Raw genomic sequence first — 240 nt, 5'->3', positions numbered from 1 at the left:
CCAACTACCCAAATAATCGTTTTGTTATCGTTGCAAAGCAACTATGTATTTTTTTTTTCTAAAATTGATAATTTTTCGTCTTTAAAATACTTGCGAAGTTTCTTTTTTCCAGACATTCCTTTAGGATAGAAAAAAGCGCCATTTTCCCATTTCCTTAACTTTAAAGGAAAAACCAAAGCATTTTTATCAACATAAATCGTTTGGTTATTTTCTGTTGATTTTTTATGGACTTCTTCTAAC

Annotated in this window: 1 protein-coding gene; it reads right to left on the bottom strand. The window is 28.8% G+C overall.

The window, feature by feature from the left end; genetic code table 11:
- Positions 1-41: 41 nt before the first annotated feature.
- Positions 42-240 (bottom strand): tRNA lysidine(34) synthetase TilS (gene tilS, locus ACY2RW_RS16325; RefSeq protein ID WP_490123787.1); only part of this gene is annotated, 199 nt, incomplete at its 5' end.

The sequence above is a fragment of the Polaribacter sp. 2305UL8-11 genome (assembly GCF_058147165.1).
The sequence above is the reverse complement of the archived record's forward strand: the minus strand, read 5'-3'. Positions and strand labels throughout refer to the sequence as shown.